This is a genomic window from Caballeronia sp. RCC_10 (assembly GCF_041360715.1).
Lineage (GTDB): Bacteria > Pseudomonadota > Gammaproteobacteria > Burkholderiales > Burkholderiaceae > Caballeronia > Caballeronia grimmiae.
On record NZ_JBFUPT010000002.1, the window covers coordinates 615,553 to 640,698 of the forward strand.

Annotated in this window: 19 protein-coding genes; 15 read left to right on the forward strand and 4 right to left on the reverse strand. The window is 61.9% G+C overall.

The window, feature by feature from the left end; translation table 11 throughout:
- Positions 1-111 precede the first annotated feature (111 nt).
- Both AB6804_RS07335 and AB6804_RS07340 read left to right on the forward strand, forming a co-directional pair.
- Positions 112-1,440: an MFS transporter gene (locus AB6804_RS07335; RefSeq protein ID WP_370885891.1), complete on the forward strand. Its 1,329-nt coding sequence runs from the start codon at positions 112-114 to the stop codon at positions 1,438-1,440.
- A 247-nt stretch (positions 1,441-1,687) separates the two neighbouring features.
- A complete protein-coding gene (locus AB6804_RS07340; RefSeq protein ID WP_370885892.1) occupies positions 1,688-3,040 on the forward strand; it encodes an MFS transporter in 1,353 nt (450 codons plus the stop codon).
- A gap of 57 nt (positions 3,041-3,097) precedes the next feature.
- Here the strand turns inward: AB6804_RS07340 and AB6804_RS07345 are convergent, their stop codons facing one another.
- Positions 3,098-4,162, reverse strand: coding sequence for an Ldh family oxidoreductase (locus AB6804_RS07345; protein ID WP_370885893.1), 1,065 nt, complete (start codon positions 4,160-4,162; stop codon positions 3,098-3,100).
- Positions 4,163-4,302: 140 nt separating this feature from the next.
- Here AB6804_RS07345 and AB6804_RS07350 point away from each other — a divergent pair, with 140 nt between their 5' ends.
- Together AB6804_RS07350 and ilvD are read left to right on the forward strand one after the other, a co-directional pair.
- A complete protein-coding gene (locus AB6804_RS07350; protein WP_370885894.1) occupies positions 4,303-5,259 on the forward strand; it encodes a LysR family transcriptional regulator in 957 nt (318 codons plus the stop codon).
- A 156-nt stretch (positions 5,260-5,415) separates the two neighbouring features.
- Positions 5,416-7,275, forward strand: a complete 1,860-nt coding sequence (gene ilvD / locus AB6804_RS07355; RefSeq protein WP_370885895.1) for a dihydroxy-acid dehydratase — start codon at positions 5,416-5,418, stop codon at positions 7,273-7,275.
- A 155-nt stretch (positions 7,276-7,430) separates the two neighbouring features.
- Here ilvD and AB6804_RS07360 read toward each other — a convergent pair whose 3' ends face one another.
- On the reverse strand, positions 7,431-8,846 hold the full coding sequence (locus AB6804_RS07360; protein WP_370885896.1) for a GGDEF domain-containing protein: 1,416 nt from the start codon (positions 8,844-8,846) through the stop codon (positions 7,431-7,433).
- Between the two features lie 722 nt (positions 8,847-9,568).
- Between AB6804_RS07360 and AB6804_RS07365 the strand changes: the two genes are divergently transcribed.
- Both AB6804_RS07365 and AB6804_RS07370 read left to right on the forward strand, forming a co-directional pair.
- A complete protein-coding gene (locus AB6804_RS07365; RefSeq protein WP_370885897.1) occupies positions 9,569-9,796 on the forward strand; it encodes a hypothetical protein in 228 nt (75 codons plus the stop codon).
- Positions 9,797-9,958: 162 nt separating this feature from the next.
- Positions 9,959-10,882: a flavin reductase gene (locus AB6804_RS07370; protein ID WP_370885898.1), complete on the forward strand. Its 924-nt coding sequence runs from the start codon at positions 9,959-9,961 to the stop codon at positions 10,880-10,882.
- 319 nt (positions 10,883-11,201) lie between these two features.
- On the opposite strand, the gene AB6804_RS07375 is transcribed toward AB6804_RS07370, so the two are convergent.
- Positions 11,202-11,393: a hypothetical protein gene (locus tag AB6804_RS07375; RefSeq protein ID WP_370885899.1), complete on the reverse strand. Its 192-nt coding sequence runs from the start codon at positions 11,391-11,393 to the stop codon at positions 11,202-11,204.
- 345 nt (positions 11,394-11,738) lie between these two features.
- Between AB6804_RS07375 and AB6804_RS07380 the strand changes: the two genes are divergently transcribed.
- Entirely contained in the window at positions 11,739-13,037 is a 1,299-nt protein-coding gene (locus tag AB6804_RS07380; RefSeq protein ID WP_370885900.1) for an ATP-grasp domain-containing protein, read from the forward strand.
- 10 nt (positions 13,038-13,047) lie between these two features.
- Positions 13,048-15,747, forward strand: a complete 2,700-nt coding sequence (locus AB6804_RS07385) for a CoA-binding protein (protein ID WP_370885901.1) — start codon at positions 13,048-13,050, stop codon at positions 15,745-15,747.
- 382 nt (positions 15,748-16,129) lie between these two features.
- Here the strand turns inward: AB6804_RS07385 and AB6804_RS07390 are convergent, their stop codons facing one another.
- On the reverse strand, positions 16,130-17,575 hold the full coding sequence (locus AB6804_RS07390) for a DEAD/DEAH box helicase (protein WP_370885902.1): 1,446 nt from the start codon (positions 17,573-17,575) through the stop codon (positions 16,130-16,132).
- 370 nt (positions 17,576-17,945) lie between these two features.
- Between AB6804_RS07390 and leuC the strand changes: the two genes are divergently transcribed.
- The 7 genes from leuC to AB6804_RS07425 all read left to right on the forward strand — a co-directional run bounded on the left by leuC (position 17,946) and on the right by AB6804_RS07425 (position 24,752).
- Positions 17,946-19,376: a 3-isopropylmalate dehydratase large subunit gene (gene leuC / locus AB6804_RS07395; protein ID WP_370885903.1), complete on the forward strand. Its 1,431-nt coding sequence runs from the start codon at positions 17,946-17,948 to the stop codon at positions 19,374-19,376.
- A 2-nt stretch (positions 19,377-19,378) separates the two neighbouring features.
- Positions 19,379-19,975 (forward strand): 3-isopropylmalate dehydratase small subunit, encoded by a 597-nt coding sequence (leuD, locus tag AB6804_RS07400; protein ID WP_370885904.1) that lies wholly within the window; start codon positions 19,379-19,381, stop codon positions 19,973-19,975.
- Positions 19,976-20,011: 36 nt separating this feature from the next.
- A complete protein-coding gene (locus AB6804_RS07405) occupies positions 20,012-20,692 on the forward strand; it encodes an isocitrate/isopropylmalate family dehydrogenase (RefSeq protein ID WP_370885905.1) in 681 nt (226 codons plus the stop codon).
- Positions 20,689-21,222, forward strand: coding sequence for an SgcJ/EcaC family oxidoreductase (locus tag AB6804_RS07410; RefSeq protein ID WP_370885906.1), 534 nt, complete (start codon positions 20,689-20,691; stop codon positions 21,220-21,222). Before AB6804_RS07405 ends, AB6804_RS07410 begins: the two co-directional genes overlap by 4 nt.
- Positions 21,223-22,126: 904 nt before the next feature.
- On the forward strand, positions 22,127-23,101 hold the full coding sequence (locus tag AB6804_RS07415; protein WP_370885907.1) for a ferritin-like domain-containing protein: 975 nt from the start codon (positions 22,127-22,129) through the stop codon (positions 23,099-23,101).
- A 314-nt stretch (positions 23,102-23,415) separates the two neighbouring features.
- A complete protein-coding gene (locus AB6804_RS07420; RefSeq protein ID WP_370885908.1) occupies positions 23,416-24,021 on the forward strand; it encodes a sigma-70 family RNA polymerase sigma factor in 606 nt (201 codons plus the stop codon).
- Positions 24,018-24,752 carry an anti-sigma factor domain-containing protein gene (locus AB6804_RS07425; protein WP_370885909.1) on the forward strand — a complete coding sequence of 245 codons (735 nt, stop codon included), beginning with the start codon at positions 24,018-24,020 and terminating at the stop codon, positions 24,750-24,752. Before AB6804_RS07420 ends, AB6804_RS07425 begins: the two co-directional genes overlap by 4 nt.
- The last annotated feature ends 394 nt before the right edge of the window (positions 24,753-25,146 follow it).

Here is a 25,146-nt window from a genome sequence, read left to right on the forward strand (position 1 = left end):
CATGGGCCCGGCACCGGGCCCTTTTCCCGATTAATGTTCCAGGACGCGAAAGACGTCCGGGCAGCGAGCGCGCGTCCGTCCTCTGAGGAGGCGGCGTTCTGGAGAGAGACAATGCATCAATCCGTCGATATTGAATCATCAGGAATCCGTAACGTTTCGGTCGAAGACGATCGCCTCATTGCGAAAGTCGCGTGGCGCATCATTCCGTTCTTGTTCCTGTGTTACGTCGTATCCTTTCTGGACCGGATCAACATCGGCTTCGCGCAGTTGCAGATGAAGCACGACCTGGGCTTCTCCGACGCCATGTACGGCCTCGGCGCGGCGGTGTTCTACATCGGCTACGTGCTCTGCGAAGTGCCCAGCAACATGCTGCTCGCGAAGTACGGTGCGCGTCGGACTTTCACACGCATCATGCTGCTTTGGGGCGCCGCGTCGGTGGGCATGATGTTCGTCAGCAAGCCATCGCATTTCTATCTGCTGCGCTTCGTGCTCGGCGTGTTCGAAGCGGGCTTTTTCCCCGGCATCGTGTTGTACCTCACGTACTGGTTCCCGGCCAATCGCCGTGCGGCGGTGATGTCCGTGTTCTTCGCGGGCGTGGCGGTAGCGGGCGTGCTCGGCGGACTGGTGTCCGGCTGGATCATGCGCGACATGAGCGGCGTGATGGGCCTTCACGGGTGGCAATGGATGTTCGCGATCGAAGGCGCGCCTGCTGTGCTGCTTGCGTTCGTCGCGCTGTTCTATCTGGTGGATCGGCCCGAGCATGCGGCGTGGCTTTCCAGCGAAGAAAAGGCGCGTCTGATTACGTTGTGTTCGCAGGAACGCACCGGGAAGAGCGACCACGATGCCCGCACTTTCGCGGCGGCGCTCCTGAATCCGCGCGTGTATCTCTTCGCATTCATCTATTTTTCGCTGACCTGTGCCTCGCTCACGCTCAATTTCTGGATGCCGTTGATGATTCGTGACTTCGGCATCAAAGATGTAATGCACGTAAGTCTCTACACGGTGATACCGAATGCGATTGGCGCGATCGGCCTGATTCTCATCGCGCGCCGCTCCGATCGCATGGGCGAGCGCCGCAAGCACTTTGCGTTCTGCACGATCGGTGGCGGCATCGCGCTCGCGGCGCTGACGCTTCATCTCGACAGCTTCCCCGCAATGCTCGCGATTCTTTCGGCAGCCGCCGTACTCATTTTCGCCGCGTTGCCGATCTTCTGGGCGGTGCCGCCGAGCTATCTGTCGGGGAACGCGGCGGCGGCGGGCATCGCGTTGATCAGCAGCATCGGCATCACGAGCGGAATCGTGAGTCCGTGGGTTATCGGAATGATTCGCACGAGCACGGGCAGCATGGATCTCGCGCTGTACATGCTGGCGGGCTTGCTTGCGGTGAGCGGCGTCGCGCTGCTGGCAGGCGTGCGTGCCAGCGATACGAGAGCGCGTTGATGCGGGCGGGGGCAATGCGTTCATCGCCTGGCATGCAATTCTCTCGACAGACAAGCTTGCGCGGGTTTGCACCTAGCCCGCCATAAACAGATGGAATCGGTTCGACGGTAAATTTGATTGGATTTCCGGCAGAGGCAGACATATCGTGCGCAGATCACCTGCTGTGCATGCTGCGCCAGTTGCGAGCAGCGCGTGCGGCGTCGAAAACAGATTAGCCACGATAACAATCTTGCCAGGAGACTCATACATGGAGCAGTCGTCCCCCGTTTCAGGTGCGCCGCATTCCGATGCAGGCGGCGCGCACGACTTCGCCGCGAGCGAGAAGGCATCACCAAGAGTGCGAAGAATTCAGCGCACCGCGCTCGCGTTGCTCCTACTAAGTGGGATCATCAACTACATCGACCGTGCGACGCTGTCGATCGCCAATCCGCTCATTCGACAAGACTTAGGGCTATCGGTCGCGGAAATGGGTCTGCTGCTTTCGGCGTTTCTTTGGGCCTATGCGTTCGCGCAGTTGCCCGCAGGCGCATTCGTCGATCGCTTCGGCGCGCGCATCATGCTGTCGGTCAGTCTCGCGACGTGGTCGGTCGCGCAGGCGTTCGGCGGCGTCGTCAACAGCTTCGGGCAATTCTTCGCGGCGCGCATGATTCTCGGGATCGGCGAGGCGCCGCAATTCCCGACGAGCGCGAAAGTCGTTCGCGACTGGTTCGGCAAGAAGGAGCGCGGCGCGGCGACTGGCATATGGAACAGTTCATCGACCCTGGGTACCGCGATATCGGCCCCGTTGCTCACAGTCGTCATGCTGACGGTCGGATGGCGATGGATGTTCGGCATCATGGGCATCGCCGGACTGGTGGTCGCACTGGGCTTCTATCTCGTCCATCGCGATCCGCATCAGGTCGATCTGACGCAGCGTGAGCGCGCCTATCTGAACGACGGCGAAGAAGAGGTCGCAGCGCGCCCGACATGGAACGACTGGCGCCGCCTGTTCGGATTCGGTACGACGTGGGGCATGCTGCTGGGTTTCTTCGGCACGATCTATGTGCTCTGGCTGTATAACGCGTGGCTGCCGACCTATCTGCAGATGGAGTTCCATTTGACGATCGCGAAGTCGGGATGGGTCGCGGCGGTTCCGTATCTCTTCGGCGTGGTCGGCAGTCTGTCCGGCGGCAAGGTGTGCGATGTGCTCGCGAAACGAGGCGTTTCCGCGATCAACAGCCGCAAGTATCCGATGGCTGCATCGTTGCTGGGCGTCGCGTTCTTCACGGTTCTGACGGGCCTCACGCACAGCGCGACGCTCGCGGTCGTCTTCATCTCCATCTCGATGTTGCTGCTGTATGTATCGAGCAGCGCGGCGTGGGCGATGGCTTCCGTGGCGGCGCCGGCCAACTGCACCGCATCCATCGGCGCGATGCAGAACTTCGGAGGGTATTTCGGAGGCGCGTTGGCGCCGGTCATCACGGGCTTCATCGTGCAGCAGTCGCACTCGTTCCAGCCTGCGCTGTTCGTCGGAGCGGCGGTGGCCGGTATCGCGGTAGTCGGCTATTGGATCCTCGTGCGTCAGCCGATACCGGCGGCCGTGCAGACGCGCAATGCGTAAAAGAAGCGGCTGAAGATGGCACCCGCGATGACCGTCGCGGGTGCTTCGAAGACAAAACTACGCAGTCAGTGCCGCAGGAAAGCGCAGGTCATAGCGCTCTGCGCAGGCTTCCAGCGCCGGCGCGATGCCCGGATACAGCGCGACGCCGTCGCGCAGTTGCTCGCGCTTGAGGCTCAGTCCGCGATCGCCCGGCATCCGGACATTCGAGAAACCGGGGCGGGGCGGATTCTCGCGGCATGCGTCACCGATCCAGTCCATCTGCCTGCTGAACGCGGCGGGGCCGCCGAACGCAGCCGGATCGTATAGCGACAGGAACACGGTCGCACCCCATCCGTCAGCGGGATCGGCTCGACCGTGGCCCGCGAGTCCACCCGTCATCGCCTCGATCAGAAGCGCCAGCCCAAAGCCCTTGTGTCCCCATGTCATGCCGCCAACCGGCAGGATCGACCCGGGCGGATCGGCGGACAACACGCCGGGATCGCGGCTCGGCTCGCCGTTCGCATCGATAAAACAGGCTTCATCGAACAGTTCGCCGGCTTTGTGCAGACGCGCGGTCATGCCGTTCGTCACCGTCGATGACGAGATGTCGATCAGGAAAGGCGTACCCGAAGTCGGAATGCCGGCGGCAATCGGATTCGGCGTGAAGACCGAACGTGTGCCGCCGTGCGGCGCGACGCTTTGCACGGCCGGGTCCGAACTGCTCAGCACGATCATGAAGCCGTCGGCCGTGGCCTTCTCCAGATAGCTCGCAAGACACGCGATATGGTGACTGCGGCGAATGACGAGCGTCGCGCTTCCATATTCTCGCGCCCTCGGGGCGAGCGTTTCGATGCCCTGCAAAACGAGCCACGGGCCGGGAAGACGCCGTCCATCCCAGAGCAGGCTCGCGCCGCGGTCCGAGATCACGTCCGGTTCGCCGGAGCATGTCATTGCCGCACGTTCAATCTCGCTGATGTAAGGGGCGAGCAACGCGAGGCCGTGGGTGTCGTGTCCCATCAGGTCGCCGTCGACGAGCGTGCTCGCAACGGCTCGGGCCTTCGGGTCATCCAGGCCCGCTTTGACCAACAGGTCCTGTGCAAAGCGTTGCAGCTCGGTAGCGGAATATCGCACTCTTGCGTTCATGGTTTGGCTGAGTCTATGGATTGGATTGAGTGTGGATTCATTGCGCTCGTCGATTGTCGTTTGGCCGTTCGATAAGCGTCCAATCGCTAATTGCGTAGAATCCATTCCATCCGGTTATGAGGCTGTGTGCGTTTACCCTTATGTCCCACGATTCCGCCATCTCGACCTTTCAGGTTTTAACGAAGCTGCGCTTCAGGCATTTGCAACTGCTGGAATTGCTGGGCCGTACTCGCAACCTGCGCCTTGCGGCCGAACAGATGCACGTCACGCAGCCCGCGGCGACGAAGATCCTGAGCGACGTCGAAGCGATGCTCGGCGCGCCGCTCTTCGACCGATTGCCGCGCGAGATGCGGCCGACCTATCTGGGTGAGTTGTCGGTGCGTTATGCAAGCACGACTCTCGCCAACCTGAGCAAGTTCTCGGGGGAGTTCGCCACGCTCAGGAACGGCGGCTACGGCCATCTGACCGTGGGCTTCATACCGGCGTCGGCTGCGCAACTGGTCATCGCCGCGATCAAGGAGATTCAGCGCAGGCGGCCACGGCTCATCATCAAGCTCGTCGAGCAGAGCAGCGATCAACTGGCGACTTGGCTCGAAGAAAAGCGCCTCGACGTGATGGTCGGCCGCCCGACCGAGCCGCGCCATGCCGCGCTCTTCGATGTCGTGGATCTGCTGGCGGAGCCCGCGTGCGCGGTCGTCGGGCAGCATCATCCTTTGCTGAAGCAGCGGCAACTGGAGATTGCCGATCTGGGACGATGGCCGTGGATTCTTTATCCGCCGGGCACCGCGATGCGGCAGCTATTCGAGGAGACGTTCGCGGCTGCGGGCATGGTGGCCCCGGTCGGCATCGTGGAGACGCCTTCCATCTTTTCGACGCTGGAGCTGTTGCAGGCTACCGACATGCTGTCGCTGCAGCCGCAATCCGCGATGGACAAGTACGTAAAGAACGGATTGTTAGGGTATCTAAGCGTTCCCATTCGGCGCACGTTGACGAACTACAGCGTCATCACGCGAAAAAACGAAATCGCATCGCAACCGATAGAGGAATTCGTCGATATTCTCGTCGGGATCGCGCGTCAGAGCGACGAACACCGTTAGTTCGAACCGGGAAAGCAAGCCGGGAATGAACACAGCGGTTATGTGATAATCCTTAACCCGCGCCCGGCCGGCCCACAAGGTCGTCGACCCATGCGCGCGAGGCCCGTTACCCCTCGTGGCCTGCTTTTCTTCTCGCGATATCAAACAGCCACCACGATGCCTACATACCGTTCCAAAACTTCCACCGCAGGCCGAAACATGGCGGGTGCTCGCTCGCTCTGGCGCGCCACCGGCATGAAAGACGAAGACTTTTCGAAGCCGATCATCGCCGTCGTCAATTCGTTTACCCAGTTCGTGCCGGGTCACGTCCACCTGAAAGATCTCGGTCAGCTCGTCGCACGCGAAATCGAGGCGGCGGGCGGCGTGGCCAAGGAATTCAACACGATTGCGGTCGATGACGGCATCGCGATGGGCCATGACGGCATGCTCTATTCGCTGCCGAGCCGCGACATCATCGCGGATTCGGTCGAATACATGGTCAACGCGCACTGTGCCGATGCCATGGTCTGTATCTCGAACTGCGACAAGATCACTCCCGGCATGTTGATGGCCGCGATGCGCCTGAACATTCCGGTGATCTTCGTTTCGGGCGGCCCGATGGAAGCGGGCAAGACGCGCCTCGCCAATCCGAAGACGAAGGCCATCGAACTGAAGAAGCTCGATCTCGTCGATGCGATGGTGATCGCCGCCGACTCGTCATACTCCGACGCGGACGTGGCCGAAGTCGAACGCTCCGCATGCCCCACGTGCGGCTCGTGCTCGGGCATGTTCACGGCGAACTCGATGAACTGCCTGACCGAAGCGCTCGGTCTTTCGCTGCCGGGCAACGGCACCGTGGTCGCGACGCATGCGGACCGCGAGCAGCTTTTCAAGCGCGCGGGACGCGGCATCGTCGAACTGGCGCGCCGTTACTACGAGCAGGAAGAGGCGGGTGTGCTGCCGCGCTCGGTCGGCTTCAAGGCCTTCGAGAACGCGATGACGCTCGATATCGCGATGGGCGGCTCGACCAACACGATCCTGCACCTGCTTGCGATCGCACGCGAAGCCGAAATCGACTTCACGATGGAGGACATCGACCGCCTCTCGCGCACTGTGCCGCAGCTTTGCAAGGTCGCGCCGAACACGAACAAGTATCACATCGAGGACGTGCATCGCGCGGGCGGCATCATGGCGATCCTCGGCGAACTTGATCGCGCCGGCAAACTGCATACCGACGTGCCGACTGTGCATGCGCCGACGCTGAAGGATGCGCTCGCGCAGTGGGACATCAAGCTTACCGACGACGAAGCGGTCAGGACGTTCTACATGGCCGGCCCCGCAGGCGTTCCGTCGCAGGTCGCGTTCAGTCAGAACACCCGCTGGCCGAGCCTCGACACGGATCGCGCCGAGGGCTGCATCCGCTCGTATGAGCACGCGTTCTCGAAGGAGGGCGGCCTTGCGGTGCTGACGGGCAACATCGCGCTGGATGGCTGCGTGGTGAAGACTGCCGGCGTGGACGAAAGCATTCTGGTGTTCGAAGGCACGGCGCACGTGACAGAGTCGCAGGACGAGGCGGTCGAGAACATCCTGAATGACAAGGTGAAGGCGGGCGATGTGGTAATCGTCCGTTACGAAGGCCCGAAGGGCGGACCGGGCATGCAGGAAATGCTTTATCCGACGAGCTACATCAAGTCGAAGGGGCTCGGCAAGGCGTGCGCGCTGCTGACTGACGGGCGCTTTTCAGGCGGCACGTCGGGTCTGTCGATCGGACACTGCTCGCCGGAAGCGGCGGCGGGCGGCGCGATTGGCCTCGTGCGCGACGGCGACAGGATTTGCATCGACATTCCGAACCGGACGATCGACGTGCTGCTGTCCGATGAAGGACTCGCTCGGCGCCGTGAAGAGCAGAACGCGAAGGGCTGGAAGCCCGCGAAGCAGCGTCCGCGCAAGGTGTCGGCGGCGCTGAAGGCGTATGCGAAGCTGGTGATGTCGGCGGATAAGGGTGCGGTCAGGGATTTGTCGTTGCTGGGGGATTGAGTTCTCTTGGTGTGATTGATCCGATTGGAGCCGCTCTTGTGAGCGGCTTTTTTTTTGCGGCGGCGACGAAATTGGCGCGGTTGGTTCTATCCAGGCGTGGTCGATTGTGGGGTCGTTGATAGAGCTAAACCAAAGGTCCCGCGCCGCGTCCGGACTTAGTGGCTGAACCGCTCGCGGCCGGTGGTGGTCCCGAAGGCAGTCTTCTGATCGACGATTTCCGACGCATCGACCACCCGATTGCGGCCGCGCGACTTCGCCCGGTACAGAGCGGCGTCTGCCATGCCCAGCAGCGCTTGCGCCGACTCGGGCTGGTTCGGGAACGTACAAGCTAATCCGATCGAGACGGTGACGGGTCCGCCGCTCGGCGATGCCGATGGGATCGCGAGCTCCTCCACCGCCCCCCTGAGCGACTGACCGACGCGCAGTCCCGCCTCCGATTCACACGCGGGCAGGACGACGACGAACTCTTCACCGCCGTATCGTGCGATGAAATCGCTTTGACGACGCAAGGTGCTCGCGAGCGCGCCGGCGACTTGTTTCAAGCACTCATCGCCCGCCAGATGCCCAAACGTGTCGTTGTATTGCTTGAAGTGGTCCACATCGATCAGCAAGACGCTCAACGGCTGGCTGCTGGCGGACGCCAGGGAAAACTCCTGCGCAAAGCGCTCATCGAAGTAGGCGCGATTGAAGACGCCCGTGAGGCCGTCACGTGCCGACGTCTCGACCAATCTCCGGTGAGTCTCGGACAGACGGCGGTAGAGGCCCGTCGTCTCATAGACCAGCATTCCAAGCACAGCACTCGATGACATCATCGAGGCCCCGCGTGCGGCGTACCAGCCCACGCTGTAACGGGCGCTCGCCGACAGGGTCAGCGTTACATCGATCAGCGCGCCGAGCAGCGCGACTCCCAGCCACAGGTCCATCAGGGACCGCAGGCGAGTGGTCGAGATGTGTAGTCCAAGCGCTGCAAGACACGCCGCTTCGACAATGAGTGCAGCAGGGCTGCTCGATAGCTGCGCATATGAACCAGACTGGGCGACAATCGGCGGAAGGTGCGACTGGCCGACAGTTGCAACTACGCAAAGGGCGATCGCCAAGGCGACCGCGCCCACGACGACCGCTCTGCCGCGCGCTCGGTGAGTCAAGTTCGATGGAACGGAACGGGAAATCAACGAGGCTGTCACGAGAGCAGGGAAGCCGCCGTGCCAGAACACCCAGATCCAGATCGCCGTTTGCGGCCCTGCGCCAAGCAGACCTGTTGGCGAGAAGATGCCGGGAAAGACAAGTAACTGAATGGCGGCGATCACGCCGGTGAACGCGTACGCCCCGCTGAGCGCTGCGAACAGCAACCTTCCCGAGACGACGTACTGGGTCCAGAGCAGCAGCGCGGTCAGCCCCTCGGTGACCGTGACCCAGGTGGCGAATATCGGCAAAAAGGCGGGAATGACCGGCCCGGGGTTCTTGGCAAGCGGCCAGATGAGGACGGCAGCAATAATCGACAAAGCCGCCGCAGCGGCGGCCATAGCACGATGCCGCGGCGTGGATGGCAGGTGAATGAGCGTAGTTTGCATTGCTGGAGATGGCGTAGGTGCGACCACTGCCGCTGTAGCCCCTCGGCCGAGGAATCTATGCTCTGTATAACGGCTGCGGGCCAAGGTTCTTGAAAAACCGTAGGTTCGGTTGCTATCGATATCCAGCCACGGTAGCTCCGTTCAATTCGAATGCGACCATTGTTTCACACGAGCTTCCACCGCTCGGATCGTCCGACGAACTCCATCGGTTCCGCTTCGAAGCGGATGACGGCTCGGGGCTCGCCCAGAGGCCACAAAATCGCGTTCGCACCGCTTGCGCCATCGCTGAGAACCTGGGTCGCCATGATGCCGTTACCAAGATGCTCCGCTTAATCGTCAGCATAAAGCGCGCCGATCCCGACAATCTGATCAGTACGACGTGCACGAACGCCGACGACGCCGACGATGCCCGGTGCGCTGCAGCCGATGCAAAGTTGGTTGATGACCGATCCATTCTCCTCTGGATCGGAGTCGTCAAGGCGTCGCCGGGACAACCTCGCGTTGCTTCAGACCGCCGGTTTCATCCTCGACAGAGCGCTTCCGCGTTAGGGGTTAAAACTACTATTGGACGAATATCGGACCGGTAAGATCAAACATCAGAGCCGACCGTATGACGATAGCTCTTCAAACGAACGGTCGATCAACGACCGCGCGGGGCTTGAACACCGGCAGGAGACGGCACCAAAGATTGCCGGTCCACCTAAGAACCTGAGAGAGAACCGATGATTATTTATCACGGAGGAGCGGCGTTCGAACCGAACGTCCTGCGCGACGGGAAATCGTTCGTCGCAACAGCGTCCATCTTCGAGGAGGATGGTCATGTGACCTCGCTCGGAAGGTGGGGCTTATTCACCAACGAAGAGTGTGCAATGCACTTCGCGATTCTGTCGGCGACGGCGTTTATCGAAGGGGATGAATTGCCGGTGCCGCCCATCAGGTTGTTGGCGTAGGGTGACTCATCTGGCCGGGCGGCCGTGATCGACATTCGGTCTGGAGCCAATAGTCCACCAGTCGCTGGCGGCCTGCAGGCCCTCCGGATAGTACGGGGCGTACCATTGCGGCATGGCTGCAAGTCGAGCCGTATGAAGCAATCATCGAGTCGGAGGTTCGCGGTGAGCCAGGAGACAGTCCCCATCAACACCCGCGAACTGCGCGACGCGTTCGGCGCGTTCATGACGGGTGTCACGATCGTGACCACCGCGACCGACGACGGCAAGCCGCGCGGCTTTACCGCCAACTCGTTCTCGTCCGTGTCGCTCGATCCGGCGCTGCTGTTGATCAGCATCGCCAAGACGTCGAGCAATTACAAGGCGTTTTCGTCGACCGGCCATTTCGCGATCAACATCCTTGCGGAAGGACAAAAGGACTTGTCGAATACGTTCGCTCGTCCGAACGACGACCGCTTTGCCAACGTTCACTGGCAAATGAGCGCGAACGGTAATCCGCTGCTCGACGGCGTCAGCGCATGGTTCGACTGCACGACGCACCACATCGTCGATGCGGGCGACCACGCGGTCATCATCGGCAAGGTCGAAGCGTTCCGTTCGGCGGGTTATGCAGGTCTCGGCTATTACCGCGGCGGCTACTTCACTCCGGCGAAGGTTTCGGCCGAAGTCATCGCCGGCCCGAGCGTGATCGTCAGCGCCATCATCGCGAGGGATGACAAGGTGTTGCTAGTGAGAAGGCCCAACGACACGTGGGGCCTGCCATCGCGCGAGATGGGCAAGGAAGGCGCGGACAAGACGCTCGCGGCACTCTTTCGCGAGTATCAGCCAGAGGCATCGGCGAGCTTTATCTACTCGGTGTACAACAACACGGAAACCCGGCATCAGTACATCACGTTCCTGTGCAGCGCGCCGGATGATTCCGCCGCCTCGGGCAAGTTCGTCGATCTCGACGATATCGGAACGCTCACGTTACAGGACAGTGCGCTTGCAAGCATGCTCGAGCGCTACCGCAAGGAAAGCCAGCTGGGGAACTACGGCCTGTATCTGGGCGACCATAGCAGCGGCACCGTCCGCCCGCTCCATCCGTGAAGCGTCATATCACGGCGATGCGCTATAGCCCGCTTTCCCTGGCGCGGGAGTTCGCCGTGGTGTTGCGCCACCGTTGGAAGAGGGTTGCTCCGCAGCGGTGAGTCGCGACATTCGGCGTCGGTCAGGTGCCGCCCGCAGCGCACCTCGCGAGCACCAGCGACCTGAACCCCAAGTACGCGACGGTAGTTGCATGACCTTTTTTCAGGGTGTCACGAGGAGTCGTTTATCGTGCAGGTCGTAGGTTCGGTGACGGCTGCCCCTGGGATAGACATCGATACCCGTGTCGTCAGGCGGGAGCCGCCACTGACCATCAGCACAGCTACTTGTCGCTGCTGCCGATCTCGTCGTGCCTGTGTGTATGCGTGGCAGGATGAACGAGTTCGTAGTGAGCGCCTTTGCCGCTTCGCGTCGGCGGAAAATGCTCGGACTCGACGCATGTCACCTGAAAACACCAGCCGCCGTCACCTTCCTTGACTACCTTGTAGATGCCGGGCTTGTGTTGGCGTGCCATGTTCGCCGCCTCATATCCCCCGACTGCATTGATAACGCCGGGACATCAATGCTTAAGAAAATTGCACTTATCGTGTCAATTTATTTGCGTGATTATCTGTACTCAAGATTCCAGCCAAAAAGTGGAAAGCAATAAAACGCATCGGAGACACGCCATGCACGACGCAAAACGCATTCGACGCGGCTGACGAATGCCACCCGGGGCCGCTAACTCTCGTGGCCCGGCCTCAACCCATCCCGGACATCGCTACCCGAGCGCAAATGGCGCGGCGGCCGCTTTGTCACGTCCGGCGCTCGTTCGAACACCCGCTCTTATCTATCGCAATGCCCTCAGGAGACAAACTTCATGCAAATCACCGGTATGTTGCACGGCGCGCGCCTGCTGCAATTCGTCGGATTCCCGGCGAGTGAAATTCTCGGCCCGAGCGCGAGCGAGGAGGAGATCAAGACCTTGATCGATCGCCATCGCCAGATTTTCATCAAGCCTGTCTTCAAGGGCGGAGTCGGGAAGAAGGGCAAAGCGGGCTTGCTCGGCCGCGCCGCCGATCTCAAGACGGCGCTGATCGAGAAAGAGCGGTTGTACTTTGCCCAGCATGCCGTCGGTCACCTGACAGCGAAGGCGAATGGCGTGACGTTCGAAGCCGGCGTGCCGGCCGAGCATGAAGTCTATTTCTCGATCACCGATTCCACCCGCTTTCGTGCACCGACGATGACGCTCTCGCACAAGGGCGGCATGGATATCGAAGAGGTCGATCCGAAACATGTGGCGATGGTGCCTTTCGATGCGTTGACCGGCCTCAAGGCGTTCGTCGTGGCGAACGCGCTGAGCGAGATCGGCGCGCCGAAGGAAATCATCTCACCGCTCGTGCAGCAGTTGCCGAAACTCTGGGAGCTCTTTCACGACTTCGGCATGACGACGCTGGAGCTCAATCCGATCCGGATGCGCGAGGACAAGAACGGACGGCTGACACCGGTCGCCTGCGACTTCAAGTGCGGCTTCGATCGCGACGACCCGCGCTGGACGCGTCTCGGACTGCCCCAACACCTGTTCGCCGCCGACTATTCCGACTTCGAGCAGGAGATCAATCAGTTGCGCACGCATCAGGGCCAAAGCGACGTGTACGTGATCAACGACAAGGGAACGATCCTCGCGCCGACGTTCGGCGGCGGCGCCAACTCGCTCGTCACCGAGATGCTCGGCGACGCCGCGATCATTTCGTCGGATTTCGGGGGCAATCCGCCCTACGCGAAGATGAAGGAAGTAGCCCGTATCTGTTTCAAGCACTGGCTCAAGCAGTCGAACGTGCTTTTCATCATCGGCGGCAAGTCGAACAACACCGACATCTTCGAGACGCTGCGCGCGATGGCCGATGCCCTTCGCGAGCACTTCAGCGAGCATGGACCGACGCCGCTCTACGTGGTGCTGGGGCGCGGCGGGCCGAACCTCGTGCGCGGCATGGCGGCGTTGAGAGACACCTGCGACTCGCTCGGCCTGCCTTACAGACTCTTCGGATTCGACTCCGACATCAGCGAAGTCATCCAGTACGCACGAAAGGCCGATGCGTGGATGCGAGAGGGCGGCCGGGCCGAGGTCGCAGCACGGATCGGCGCGACTGCGGTGAAACCCGAAACTGCACAGGCTTGAGGAGCACGACATGCATAAACAACACAGCAACCCGTTCAAGTACTTCGTCGGCGTGAACTCGCTTGCGCAGATCGCCACGCGCGACGATCGCGTGTGCGTGCTCAATATCCTCGGCGGTGAGTCTTCGGATGTGACACCCGTCAGTCATGCCTTCTCGGGCGGCAATATCGTCTTCGGCACGTCACCGGGGAAGGGCGGGCAAACGCTCTCCACATCGGCCGGCGATATTCCGGTGTACAACAACGTCCGCGAAGGGCTGGAGGCAGGGCACCGCTTCAACTGCGGCGTGGTGTATCTGCCGCCATCGGCTGCCCGTGACGGCGTCGCCGAACTGATTCGCGTCAATCCCGACCTCAAGAAGATTTTCATCATCACCGAGAAGATCGCCGTGCATGACGCCCGCGAAATCCGCGCGATGGGTCAGCAAGCGGGCATCGACATCTTCGGGGCGAACGGACTGGGCGTTGCTGACTCGTGGAATCGAGTGAGAATCGGCGGAGCGCTCGGCGGCGACAATCCGGACGATTCCCTGCGCAAGGGTTCGATCGCTATCTTCTCCAACTCCGGTGGTTTCAGCACGACGATCGCACAATATCTGCGCATGAGCGGCTGGGGCACGTCGACCGTCATTTCGAGCGGCAAGGACGTCTACATCCACTACGCCGCGGCGGAATTCGCATTCGCGCTCGCCAACGATGCGCGCAGCAAGGCCGCCGTGCTCTATTGCGAACCGGGCGGCTACTATGAAGCCGATGCGACCTTTACCAAACCGGTGGTTGCCTGCGTGGTGGGGCGGTGGAAGAGCCGGCTGACGCGCGCGGTCGGTCATGCTGGCGCGATGGCCGGCGGTTCCGATGACGCACAAGCGAAGGAACGCTGGTTCATGGAGAAGTTCGGTGTCGACCGGCTCTTCAGCCCCGACGATCCATGCTGCTCGGCCAAGGGCGCGGTCGTCACGAACATTGCGCATATCCCGGCGGCGCTGACCGCCGTCATGCGCGCCAACGCGACGATGCCCGACTTCGAGCCCGAAGGCAGCCTCGCGCTCAAGCCGTGGTTTGGCTCCGATCAGGGTATCGAGTTGCCGTCTGATCTTGCAATTCCCGTGGTCGGCGCGGTCGCTCCGTATGACGAGCAAGTCGTGCAGGTCAACAGCCAGATCGGGGCGATTGCGCCGCGCCAGACGCTCAAGGACGCATCGGGCGCGTCGCAAATGGACGCGAAAACGCAAGTCAGCAGCCTGCACGGAACCTCGATGCTCGACGCCGCGACGCGCTCCCTCGAAGCGAACGTGAACCTTGCCTTGCTGCACGAATCCGGCGGCGAGAACGACGAGAGGCTGATCAACGTAGCGATTGCGGCATCGGTCAATCTGCATGGCACGCCGGAACTCGTCGCGGCCCAGGCGGCGCGCGAGGCGGGCAATGCCCCCAACGCGATTCTGGCGGCTGCGGCATCGATCGTCGGGCCGAATCGTCAGCGCGCGGCGCGCGATGCCGCGAAATGGCTGATCGATCGCTTCGCGGCTGCGGGCCTCACCAACGCGCTCGATGAAAGCTTCGATATCCGCCAGATCGACACCGCCGGCTGCGAGTCGCTCTTCGCAGATGCCCGCGATCCGCGCGCCGAAGCGATGCTCGCGGGACTTGCGAAGCGTGAAGCCAGGTCGGTGCTGATCCGCTGGCTGGCGTCGCAGCCGGCGCACCCGACGGCGGATGCCGTGCTCGCCGCGATCACGACCACGTTGGCGTGGGGTCCGCTCATGCGCAAGCGTGTGTCGCGCGTGACCGCAGAGAGCTTGCCCTGGTGGACGATGCTGTTCGGACGTCTGATCGGCGCTTCGGCGGACGCATCTCGTCACGCACCGGAAGGCTTCTGCGGCTTCACCACGGAATCGCTCTTGGGTGAACGCAGCCTCACCGAGGTTTGTTTCGCCGCATTGCTCGATTTCGAACCCGGCCGCGACGATCTTTTCGCCTTCAAGACGCTCGTCGGTCTCCTGCTCACCAACGGTCCAGGAGCCATCTCGGCGCAGGGTGCAAAGGGCGCCGTCTCGGCCGACGGGCCGGAAAGCCCCGAGCGCGTGCAACTCAACAAGGCCCTGGTCGGCTTTCTTTCGCATACCGGCTATACGCATGGCGGCAACGGGTATGAAGGCGTCGCGTTCCTGATCGAAGCGTTCCGGAACAGCGGCCTCGACGATCCGGCCGACCCTGCACATGGCGTGGACCTGCGCGCGCTGGCCGAGCGCGCGGTCGAGCGTTACGCGCAGTACAAGGCACGGCAGAAAAGCGCGGGTAGCCTCGACATCGCGAAGCTCCCGGGCGTCAATCATCCGGTGTTCAAGGACAGGCCCGTCAATCACGACCCCCGCGAGGTGTTCATCGCGAACTTGTGCGAGAAGCGCGGGGACTACAACGTGTTCCATGCGTTCTATCGCGAAGTCGTACAGGCGTTGTTCGATGCCGGCGTGTCCCGCAACGTGTACTGTGTCAACATCGATGCGGTGATCGCGGCCCTGCTGCTGAAGATGTTGTGGCAGCCGCTTCAACGTGGCGAATTGACCGAGCGCGATCTCGAGAGCGCCGCGTTCACGATCTTCCTTTATCCCCGCATGCTCGGATGCGCGGCGGAAATCGACGATCACCTGAACCGGGGACGCAACATGGACACCCGCACGCCAGCCTCTCAGTGCCGTTTCGTGGCTTGAAAGCCACCCGGCGCTGATAGCCAGCGAACATCAATTGTTTCTGTACCGCCGCGCTCGTCGGCAGCGCGGCCGTCGCGGCGAATGTGCATTGAAGCCGGTCCCCGTTCAACGCCAGCAGCCCGGCGGAATGCTGACGTTGGCGGCGTCGTGCGGAAGGACCGCACTTGCCTGCATGAGCGAACTTACACTCACGACCCAAAGCGGTGGTTCGAGATAAGCGGGATCTAATGACGGCGTTCGTGTGAAAAGCGGACTTCCTCGCCAGAGACCACCTCATTGCATCGTGTCCCGCCGATGTGATGCACGCCGGGTCCGCGCCGTTGCCCGCCAGCGTGTCGCAAACCTCCATCTGTTCGATGGCCGGCGTCACTCATCCCGCAAATCAGGGTTTGCGTTTGCTCGGGCCACCAGTGAATTTGTCAGCCGGCTTACGTGCACCGGTCGCTGAATTGCTGGCGCCCTTGCTGCGTAGCTTTTTCACCTCGAACGGATTAGTGCTGGACAGGCTTGGGCCTTCACTCGCGGCCACAACGCGCTCCACTGCAGGCTTGCGTTTGTTTAAGCCACTTTGCGGGCGCGGCTTTTTGGTAGGCATCTGCATGGCGCCAGAGGTCGCTTGCAGCACTTTGGGCTTCTTGGCCTTTTTAGGTTTCTTGATAATCTGGCCCGTCGCGCTGGTTTGCGGCACGCGGTGTTCTGCTTCAAAACCCGGCTCTTCCTCGCGTGGCAGCATTTGCCGAATCAGCGCTTCAATCGCGGCCAGCTGTGGCGCCTCATCGGCACACACGAGCGACACCGCCACGCCGCTGGCGCCCGCTCGGCCGGTACGGCCAATACGGTGCACATAGTCATGCGCCACGATCGGCAAATCAACGTTGATCACCAACGGCAAACTGTCGATATCCAGCCCGCGGGCAGCCACATCGGTGGCCACCAGCATATCTACTTCGCCTGTCTTGAAGCGCTCCAGCGCACGCAACCGCGCGGGTTGCGGTTTGTCGCCGTGGATGGTGTCGACCGCATAGCCCGCTTCATCTAACATGGCCGCCAGGTAATCCGCGCCTTTGCGGGTTTTGACGAAGACCAGCGCGTGCTCCCAGTTGTTTGCAGCCACGAGGTGCATGAAGAGGTCGGGCTTGTTTCTTTTATCAACGGTCACCACCCAATGCTCGATATTGCTGGCCGTTGCATTGGGCGGGCTGACGCTGATATGGACCGGGTTGCGCAGAATGCTCGCCGCCATGGCGCGGATGTCATCGGTGAACGTCGCGGAGAACAGCAAGGTCTGGCGCCTTGCGGGCAAGGCAGCAAAGACGGCGTTGAGTTCGCGCGCAAAACCCAGATCCAGCATACGGTCGGCTTCATCCAGCACCAGCGTTTGTACTTGATCGAACTGCACTGCGTTCTGGCGATTGAGATCCAGCAAACGGCCCGGCGTGGCAACGAGCACATCCACGCCTTTGCGCAACTTCATCATCTGCGGGTTGATACTCACACCGCCGTAGGCGGCCATTAATCGCACATCGAGGCCTTTGCCGTAATCGACAAAGCTTTGCAGCACTTGTTCAGCCAGTTCACGCGTGGGCACCAGCACCAGAACACGCACGCGGTTGCTGGACACCGACGGGCCGTCTTGCACCAGCCGTTGCAACAGCGGCAGCGCAAAACCCGCCGTTTTGCCAGTGCCGGTCTGAGCCGCAGCCATGACGTCCCTGCCACTTAGCACGGCAGGAATCGCCTTGGCCTGCACCGGTGTAGGCGTCTGGTAAGTGAGGTCCTGCAGGGTACGCAGTAATGGATCGAGCAGGCCAAGCGAGGCAAAAGACATGTTCGTATTCCGGGCCAAATCTGCAATTTTAGCGGTTACGGCGCTGATGGCACCGGCGCGGATCGCGTGATCGACGATGAGCTCAAGCGCTCCTCTCGCCGCGTTAGCGCATTCGTTTCTCCCGCAAAGGCACGATGCCACGGCGTGCACCGTCGAGCAATGACCGTCCTAACAACCCCCCGATACCCGTAACGAAACCGCCTCAGGCATCGACACCAGCACCATTTCGCATCATCGCGAATGACGATGGTGCCTTTCCCAAATAGCACGTACAAAGCGTCTCGTCGGGCGCATCATGCTCGCACAACATTGACTCGCCGAACGAAGGCGTGCCTTCGCGAGCGGCGCATTGACGGAGCGAGACGAAGCGATGCAACCCGAACACGGACCTGCCGGCCCGCAGACGCTTTACGACAAGATCTGGAACAGTCACCGCGTCATGTCACGCGATGACGGACAGGACCTCCTGTTCATCGATCGGCATTTCATCCACGACGTCACCGCGCAGTCCTTCGACATGCTGCGCCAGCGCGGACTCACGCCGCGCTCGCCCGAGCGCATCTTCTGCACCGCCGACCACTACGTGTCCAGCGCGGCGAACGGCCTGTCGGCCGTGACCGATCCCGAGCGGCGCTCGATGATCCTGGCGCTGCAGCGCGATGCCGCCGAGTCGCGCATCACCTTGTTCGACATGGACGATTCCCATCGCGGCATCGTCCATGTGGTCGGTCCCGAGCAGGGATTGAGTCTGGCCGGCATGATCGACGTGTGCGCGGACAGCCACACGTCGACGCACGGAGCGATGGGCGCGCTCGCGTTCGGCATCGGCGCGACCGAGGTGGCGCATGTCCTCGCCACGCAATGCCTATGGCAACGCAAATCGAGCAATATGCGCGTCACCCTCGATGGCACGTTGGGCAAAGGCGTCACCGCCAAAGACCTGATCCTCGCGGTCATCGCGCACATCGGTGTGGCGGGCGCTGCGGGCCACGTGATCGAGTACGCCGGCTCCGCAATCGCCGGCCTGTTGATGGAAGGACGGCTCACGCTATGCAACATGACCATCGAAGCCGGCGCGCGTGCCGGCATGATCGCGCCGGACGAGACCACTGTCGCGTACCTCGCGGGGCGTCCGTACGCCCCCGAAGGCGAACAGTGGGACCGCGCGATGGAGGACTGGCGCACGCTATTCATCGACCCAGGCGCGCGTTTCAATCGTGAAGTGCATATCGACGTGGCGGGCATCGCCGCGATGGTGACCTGGGGCACCACGCCGGAACACGCGTGCGCCATCGACCGGCGCGTGCCCGATCCCGCGATGCAGCCGGATCCAGATCTTCGGGCGGCCATGTCGAGCGCGCTCGACTACATGGGGCTGGCTCCCAACGAGGCGCTGGAAGGCGTGGCCATCGACCGGGTGTTCATCGGCTCGTGCACGAACGGGCGCATCGAGGACATGCGTAGCGCGGCCGAGGTCGCGCGGGGACGCCGCATCGCATCCGGCGTCGAGGCGTGGGTGGTGCCCGGCTCGCATGAGGTGCGGGCGCAAGCCGAGGCGGAAGGGCTGGACCGCGTGTTCCGCGAAGCCGGCTTCCAGTGGCGTTTTCCCGGCTGCTCGATGTGCCTTGCCACGAACGGCGACATCGCCGCGCCGGGGCAGCGATGCGCATCGACGTCCAATCGAAATTTCGTTGGACGGCAGGGGCCCGGCGTACGCACGCATCTGAGGAGCCCCGCCATGCCGGCTGCCGCTGCCGTGACAGGACGGCTGACCGACGTGCGCCGTCTCCTGGGAGCGTGAAGATGGAGAGCCCGACTCATCTCGATGCAATCGCGGTCCCGATCGTCGCCATCAACTGCGATACCGACCAGATTCTGCCCGCGCGTTTCCTGCAGAAACCGCGCTCCGACGACTTCGGCCAGTTCCTGTTTCGCGCGCTGCGCTTCGGGCCAGATGGCGCGGAAAGGCCCGACTTCGTGCTCAATCAGGCGCCGTTTCGCACGTCGCGCATCGTGGTGGCGAACCACAACTTTGGTTGCGGCTCATCGCGGGAACACGCTGTCCGGGCACTGTATGACTACGGCATCCGCGCGGTGATCGCTCCGAGCTTCGGCGACATCTCCTTCATCAACTGCCTGAAGAACGGACTGCTGCCCATCGTGCTGCCGGAGACGGTGGTGCTACCGCTGCTGGAACACTTGTCCGTCAACGCGGGCAGCAGCATCTCGATCGATCTGCCCGCACAGACCGTCAGCCTCCCCGATGGCGTCTCGCATGGCTTCGAACTGGAGCCGTTCGCGAAGGAGTGCCTGCTGCGCGGCATGGACGAGATCGATTGCACGCTTTCGCATCGCGACCGCATCGATGCGTTCGAGCGTGACCGTGTCAACGGATATTGACGCGCGTAATTTCAACAACAACCTGGAGGAGGTCAGATGAAGATAGCAGTCATGCCCGGTGATGGTATCGGTCCCGAAGTCGTGGCGCAGGCGCTCAAGGCGCTGCAAGTAGTGGCGCCGCAGGCGGAGACTCAGGAGGCGCCTATCGGTGAGGCCGGCATTCAGGCGCATGGTGCGCCGCTTCCGGAGCGGACGCTCGATGTCGCGCGCAAGGCGGACGCCATCCTGTTCGGCGCGGCGGCCGCGTCGACAGGCATCACCTATCTGCCGATGCTCGTCGCGAAGCAGCGCGGTTATTTCAAGGACGAAGGTCTCGATGTCACCATCGCCGCATTCTCCGGCGGCTCGAAGACGCTCGAGGCGTTGCTGGGCGGCGGCTCCGACATGGTGGCGGGCGCCTATTCCAATACGATCACGATGGCCACGAAGGGCCAGCACCTCGTCGTGGTGGCCGCGCAGGTGATATGCCCGGGCTGGATCTTCGGCGTGTCCCAGAAGCGCGGGTCGGACGTGAAGTCGCCCAAGGACCTGAAGGGTCTGCGCATCGGCGTGAGCGCGCCCGGTTCGAGCACGCATATCGCCGTAAACTACATCCTGCATAAGGCGGGGCTGCAGCCATCGGACGTGTCGATCATCGGCGTGGGACAGGCGGCCGGCGCGGTGGCGGCGGTGACTAGCGCTTCAGTGGCGCACCATTCGATCGAGGAGGAAACGTGAGACATATTCAGAAGTGGTCCGCATCCTTGATAGCAGTTGCGGCGATCAGTTTCAGTATCGGCTGCTCGCAATACGGCACGTCCAGCACAGGTCACCTTCAGGACGAGTCGGCGATAAATAGCGTGGTTTCCGAAATGACTCGGGGCTTCAACAGCCACGATGCGGAGGCTGCCACCCGGATGTACACCGACGATGCCGACTTCGTCAGCGTTCGCGGCGACGTCGCAAAGGGGCGGGAAGCGATCAAGAAGGAGTTGGCTGCCATTTTGAGCACAAGGGCAAGGAATGCATCACTCGATACTCGGGCCGTAGCCATCAGGTTCATTCGACCAGACGTCGCTCTTGTGCACGTGACCAACGAGTTGAGGGGGCTCGTAAATTCCGACGGACAGACTCTGCCCGCGCACCAGGAGCTAAGCCTTAGAGTGTTCGTCAAGGAGTCCGGGGTCTGGCGGGTTGCCGCGTTCCAAAATACTCTGACGAGACCATTTGAGCCTCGCTCGATGGAGAAGGGTGCTGCCACGCCGTGACAGACAAAGCCCGGTGACGCGGGGAGCAGTTCGGCCTGTTGGGATAGGCAGCAAGCGGCTCAGGAGGAGACGTCTACAGCGAGAGCGAAGCTGTTTGGCACGACGGCGCCAGCAAAGCGACCGCGCATTGCCTATCACTAAGTCTTTGAAGGACGAGGTTGCATGGAAACCGATTGGGAGTCTCCTTCGTGACGCTTCGAACGCCGCGTTTCATAGCTGCGAGGCATGAGAAGTCTCACGATATGCTGCAGAGCACCGAGACCGAACCGTCGTCGTGATTGGACGACCAGTGACCGTTCACGAATTCCTGATTAGCGCTTGGACGCTGCCCGAGACGGTGCGTTATTCGGTGATTCGACAGCCCCGCAATACGGGACTAACAGTCCGTATATTCCAGCCGCGAGGATTCTTGGCGCCCGCAGCGTGCGCGGAGATTATCGGCGCATGAAAGCATCCGCCAGGGGCCGATGGATTGCGAGCGATGATCGATGAGTACCGAGATCAATTTGATCCCAACGTCAAACTCGCAATCAACGCCCAAGAGGGCCACGGGCACACGCGGCGACTTCCTGATTCGGCCTTTCTCGGACGTTGAACATCCTGTGGTTATCGTCAAAGGATTGGCTCGAAGCTTAAACGAGTTCCTCCACCCCCAACTCGATGGGATGTCATTTTTGCCACGTAATCGAGTTGCTGCTCCCAATCGTGCTCTTCTGCAGCGTCATACATCGCGCTTCGCAACGCACGCGATTGTGTAACCATTCGTTACCCACTGAATCCGTCCTCGAAACGTTTCCGTATCAGTGACCGAGAGCGGCCCGCGCTGCTTTCCTGTTCCTGGTGCGTCGGGCTACGCGCAAATTGCCCGAACCGGCACCTCCAACGTAACTCCAGGGAGACGGACATGCCTGACAAATCTGCACTGACCGATGTACTTGACCGGCGCGTCGAGCGCCGTGAAAAACGCCGCCAATTCTTTCGTAGTGCCGGCGGCTTGGGGCTCGGGCTAGTGGGCGGCACGATCCTTGGCGCATGCGGCGGTGGTTCGGGAGACAGCGCACAGGCGGCGACTGGGCCGACCGACGCTGAGATCCTAAACTTTGCGTTGAACCTCGAGTATCTGGAGGCGACCTTTTATGCGTATGCGACGACCGGGGCCGGCCTTCCTTCGAACCTGGTAAGCGGAACCGGAACTCCAGGTAAGGTTGTTCCTGGCCAGCAGGTCCCTTTCTCGGACCCCGTCGTGGCCGCCTACGCTCGGGAGATCGCCAAAGATGAACTTGAACATGTGGCCTTCTTGCGCAGCGCGCTGGGCGGCTCTGCAGTCGCCATGCCTTCGCTTGATGTGGGCGGAACCGACCCCAACGGTGCATTCTCCGTCGCGGCGCAAGCAGCCGGTCTTGCGCCAGCTGGAATCGCGTTCAATCCATATCTCAACGACAATAATTTCCTTTTGGGGGCTTTCATCTTTGAAGATGTCGGGGTGACCGCATATAAGGGCGCGTCACCGCTCATCACCAATAAGACCTACCTGGAAGCTGCTGCCGGTATTCTTGCTGCCGAGGCCTATCACGCAGGGCTTGTCAGAACCGTTCTTTACTCAAAAGGGATGCAGACGCCAAGCCTCGTGACCGCAACGCAAGCGATCTCCGATGCGCGTGATTCGCTGGATTCGTCTAGTGACGTGGACCAGGGCATTGGGGGCGCGAATACTCAGGTCTCGAATATCGTTCCGCTAGATAACAACGGCATTGCTTTCAGTCGTAGTTACGACGATGTACTCAACATAGTCTATTTGAACAAGGGCGCAGTCTCGCAGGGCGGGTTCTTCCCAGCGGGTGTGAATGGCACGCTTCACATGAGTAGCGCTTTCGCTTAACGGTGATATGCATCCGTCGACTGAGGATCGCGAGAGTGCTCGGCGCTCGTTTCCTGTCGGTCGACTCAACGAATTCTCGTGGACATGCGGGATCCGGGCGCTTTCAGCGGCATCCTGGCCCATTCGGCTCAAGCGTCCACGCGGAGTGACCTCGATCGCGGCGCGCGTCAATGAGCCGAAGGTATGGCCAAACTGCGCCGATGTCCGCGGTCGTCCGAGAGAACTATATCTTTGCAGTCGCAAGAGATACTGATAAGGCGCAGTGCTATATTGCGCGTCATACGAGCTAAAACGAACCCCTACGCAACTTGCCGATGACGGACACGACCTCAGGCAGCGCCGAAGACCCCGACGCCTACTTCCAGGACGACGTCGAAGTCCAGCGTCGGGAACGCTTGAACCGAATGCTCCTAAGTGCGGCGACAGGCGACCAGCGAGCTTTCGCCGAACTGTATCGCGCGACCTCCGCGCGCGTCTTTGGTGTAATCGTGCGCATGATCCATGACCGAGGCGAAGCCGAGGACATCCTCCAGGAGGTCTACGTTACAGCGTGGCGCCGTGCGGATTCCTTCGACCCGGCGCGCGGCAGCGCCGTCACCTGGCTCCTCACTGTCGGTCGCAACCGCACGATCGACCGCTTGCGGCAGCATCGCGACGAACTGTTCACTGAATACGACGCCGCTGAAGTCGCCGACGAGTCTCCGACGCCAGCGGTCGTGGCGCAATCGAGCGAGGAACGGCGGCGGCTCGAAGACTGCCTGGATCTACTCGAGCCACAACAGAAGAAGGCTATTCGCGAGGCGTTCTTCACCGGCGCGACGTATAACGAACTGGCACAGCGCCTCGCCGTGCCGCTTGGCACGATGAAAAGCTGGATCCGCCGCAGCTTGATGCAACTCAAGGCCTGCCTCGCACGATGAATACGCCCGCCTCTAACGACGACGACCTACGTTGTGCGGAATACGCGCTTGGCGTGCTCGATGCGCAGGAACGCGCCGCGCTGGAACTCGATGCGTCGCGCGACCTGGCGCTGCAAAACACGCTGGATGCGTGGCAGCGACGGCTCGCGCCGCTCTCGGAAGATACCCGGCCGATTGCGCCGCCTGAGCGTGTATGGACGCGCATTCGCAGTGATCTCGGTTTCGCAGGAGGGCAGCCAAGCGCGGCCAGGCAGAGGCCATTCTGGGACAGCCTGCGGGTCTGGCGCTGGCTCACCGTTGGCACGAGCGTCGCGGCGCTCGTCTTGCTGGGCGCGGTCGTCACGCTGACGCAGCAAGTACCGCGAGCCCCGACGACGTCAACTGCTTCACACGGATACCTGGTGTCGACGATCGCACGTACGGACGGCTCCGTGCAATGGAGCGCGACCATCGATTTGCAACGCGCTCGCCTGGTCGTCACGCCTACGACGCCTGCGGCGATCCGCGCAGATCGGGCGACCGAACTATGGCTCGTCCCGCCGCACGCGAAGCCCATCGCCCTTGGTGTCTTTCCTTCAGATCGCCCCGCGACGCTGACGCTTTCGACCGAGACGATCGCTCACTTCAGTGAACAGGCTGTATTGGCTGTGTCGGAAGAGCCACCGGGCGGCTCGCCGACTGGCGCACCCACGGGACCGGTGCTGGCGACGGGCAACATGCACGCGATCTGACGATAGGATCATCGAAAGACTCCCTGCGTGTTGCGCCGGTTTGCAGCGATAAGACTATTTCAACTGAGCCTGCCTGTCTGGATGAACGCATGTGCTGTCGGCAACTTCGGTTTGCGGCCTGAACAGCCTTGGTTGACCCATCGCCATGGCTCGTCATCGGTCTCAGGCTCGCCGGCGCGCTTTATCTGATGTGGCTCGGAATAAGCGTCATGCGTGGACGAGGCCCGCAAGCGCGGTCACGCATGTGACGCCGCAGGCCCGACGGCCTTGCCTGCGTATCTCTCTTGAGGCGGCCACGGTATCGCTCGTCAATTCGAACACGCCTGGCTTCTTCGCGGCCGCTGTGCCGCAGTTGTCGATCTGGATACGCCGATACTGCCGCGACTCGCCACGC